Origin of the sequence: Megasphaera sp. MJR8396C (genome assembly GCF_001546855.1) — a bacterium.
Taxonomy (GTDB): Bacteria; Bacillota; Negativicutes; order Veillonellales; family Megasphaeraceae; genus Megasphaera.
Genome location: NZ_KQ958204.1, coordinates 1 through 2,506 on the forward strand (window position 1 = coordinate 1; position 2,506 = coordinate 2,506).

The window sequence follows — 2,506 nt, forward strand, 5'->3', positions numbered from 1 at the left end:
TTTTGGTCCAACTTTAGGGGGTCGGTTCACCAAGGGAGCTTTTCTGTCGTTATGGGCCTTTTTGACGGAGATTGTGACAAGGTGTACAGAAAAAAACAAATCTGTCCCATTTACAGATAGGGTAATATACTCTAAAATAGAGTACAGATTAATCATAACCATACATTGGCCAATGTGTGAATTCTGTATCCGTGAGGAGGATTTCACATGCATTCATCATCTATGGAACAAAAGGCACCGGTCTTTTCGGCTGCCAACCTCTGTTATGCCGCCGTCTTAACGGCCCTGGTCTTTATTCTGACGTTTGTGCCGCGCATCCCCATTCCCCTGGGCTATGCCCATCTCGGTGATGCCGTCATCTTTGCGTCGGTTTTGTTCAGTTCGCGCCGTCAGGCTGCCGTTGCGGCCTCCATCGGTTCGGCCTTGTCCGACCTGATCGGCGGGTTTCCCATTTGGATCGTGCCGACCCTGATCATTAAATTCGTCATGGTCGAAGCCGTATTCCTCGTCGTCCGTCCCGACAAGGGGCCGTGGAAATTGACGTCCCTCAAGGTCTTTTTGGGCTTCCTCTTGTCGGCCGTCTGGATGGTCGTATCCTATACGGCAGCCGGCGGTTTTCTCTACGGCAGCCTGGAAGCGGGCCTTACGATGGTGCCCGGCCTCATCGGCGAAGGAATCGTCAATATGGCCGCTGCCTACGCCATCGCTGCTTGTTTCATGAGAGTCCCATTCCGTGGTTATGGTTACAACCTGAAAAGATAAGGAATGATTCTCTATGCATCAAAAAAAGTTGGCCCTGGTCAATGACGTAACCGGTTACGGCCGCTGCAGCATTGCCGTGGCCCTGCCCATCGTGTCGGCTCTGAAGGTACAGGGCTGTATCCTGCCGACGGCGATCCTTTCCGTTCACACCGGCTTTCACGATTACTACCTCGACGACTATACGGATCACATGACGCCCTATATCGACAGTTGGAAGAAAAACGACCTCACCTTCGACGGCATCAGCACCGGCTTTCTCGGCTCGGTCCGACAGATCGATATGGTCCTCGACTTTCTGCGCGACTTCAAGGGACCGGATACGAAGGTCATCGTCGACCCCGTCATGGGCGATAATGGCCGCATCTATGCGTCGTATACCCAGGACATGTGCGACGAAATGAGGCGCCTTCTCTCGGCTGCCGACGTTCTGACGCCGAACCTGACCGAAGCCTGCGAGCTCTTGGGCGTGCCCTACCGGCCGTCGAGCGACCTTTCTGACGCCGACTTTTCCGACATGGCCAAAGCCCTGGCCGACAAGGGGCCTCAGGGCGTCGTCCTGACCGGGATCCACCGTGATTCGTGCATCGGAAACTTCATTTACGATCACGGCCGGACGTCGTGGGTCAAGACGAAAAAAATCGGCAGCGACCGCAGCGGCACGGGAGACGTCTTTACGGCCATCGTCTCGGCGTCCGTTGTCCGCGGTGAGGGCCTCGAAGAAGCCGTACAAAAGGCGGCAGACTTCATCTGCAAGGTCATGGAATATACGGAAACCCTCGACCTTCCGCATAACGCCGGCCTTGCCTTTGAAGAATATCTGACGACATTACAATAAAAGGGGATGTAATCATGATTGTATATACCGTAGTTGGACAAGGACAATACGTCGATTTAAAAGACAACCTGGCTTTACAGAAAGAAAGCCCGTGGAGCATGTACGTCAATTTGACCAATCGCTGCACCTGTTCGTGTACCTTCTGCCTGCGCTCGATGAAGAAGATGGCTGAAGACGAAACGCTGTGGCTGAAAAAAGAACCGACCGTCGACGAAGTTAAAAAAGAACTCGATGGAGCTCCCTGGGACCGTATCAACGAAGTCGTCTTCTGCGGCTTTGGTGAACCGACGGAACGCCTCGAAGACTTAAAAACCCTTCTCTCGTACGTGAAAGAAAAGCACCCGACGGTCAAGACGCGGCTCAACACCAACGGCCTGTCCGATTTGGACTACGGCCGGCCGACGGCGCAGGACTTTGGCGGCGGCATCCTCGATACCATCTCCATCAGCATGAATGCGTCGAACAAAGAACGGTATCTGGAACTGACACGGAGCAAATTCGGCCTGCCGTCCTTCGATGCCATGCTGAACTTTGCCGTCAGCTGCAAACAGTACGTGAAAAACGTCGTCCTCACCGTCGTCGATAAAGTCGAAGACAGTGAAGAAATCAAGAAGTGCCGGGCCATCTGTGACGACTTGGGCTTGACCTTGCGGGTCCGGGTCTACGAAGATAAATAGAGAATCAGGCTATCATAAGATTATCTGAAAGAGCTGTCTCACGACGAGGCAGCTTTTTTGACGACGGGGAAGCCTCGATGAGAACGTTGACAATAAAAGGTGAAAACCGTATACTTGAGATAAATCAAAGACTGCGGCGGCTGAGGAAAACCTATTTTTGGCTCAAAAACCCCGGAGGTTTGAAAATTTCAAAAAGCGCTGCAAATGGCGTAACTAAGGGAAAAAACGACAC

3 protein-coding genes are annotated in these 2,506 nt (G+C 52.7%); all 3 read left to right on the plus strand.

What is annotated here, in order from left to right:
- The first annotated feature begins 207 nt into the window (after positions 1–207).
- The 3 genes from HMPREF3201_RS08880 to HMPREF3201_RS08890 are packed head-to-tail and all read left to right on the plus strand — an operon-like array spanning position 208 to position 2,274.
- Complete coding sequence (locus HMPREF3201_RS08880) at positions 208–762, plus strand: ECF transporter S component (RefSeq protein ID WP_062412721.1); 555 nt, start codon at positions 208–210, stop codon at positions 760–762.
- A 13-nt stretch (positions 763–775) separates the two neighbouring features.
- Complete coding sequence (locus HMPREF3201_RS08885) at positions 776–1,597, plus strand: pyridoxamine kinase (protein WP_062412722.1); 822 nt, start codon at positions 776–778, stop codon at positions 1,595–1,597.
- A 14-nt stretch (positions 1,598–1,611) separates the two neighbouring features.
- Positions 1,612–2,274 carry a TatD family nuclease-associated radical SAM protein gene (locus HMPREF3201_RS08890; protein ID WP_062412723.1) on the plus strand — a complete coding sequence of 221 codons (663 nt, stop codon included), beginning with the start codon at positions 1,612–1,614 and terminating at the stop codon, positions 2,272–2,274.
- Positions 2,275–2,506: the final 232 nt, after the last annotated feature.

Excerpts from the sequence above, each read along its gene's own strand:
- HMPREF3201_RS08880 (WP_062412721.1), top strand. The coding sequence starts at position 208 with ATGCATTCATCATCTATGGAACAAAAGGCACCGGTCTTTTCGGCTGCC.
- HMPREF3201_RS08885 (WP_062412722.1), top strand. The coding sequence starts at position 776 with ATGCATCAAAAAAAGTTGGCCCTGGTCAATGACGTAACCGGTTACGGC.
- HMPREF3201_RS08890 (WP_062412723.1), top strand. The coding sequence starts at position 1,612 with ATGATTGTATATACCGTAGTTGGACAAGGACAATACGTCGATTTAAAA.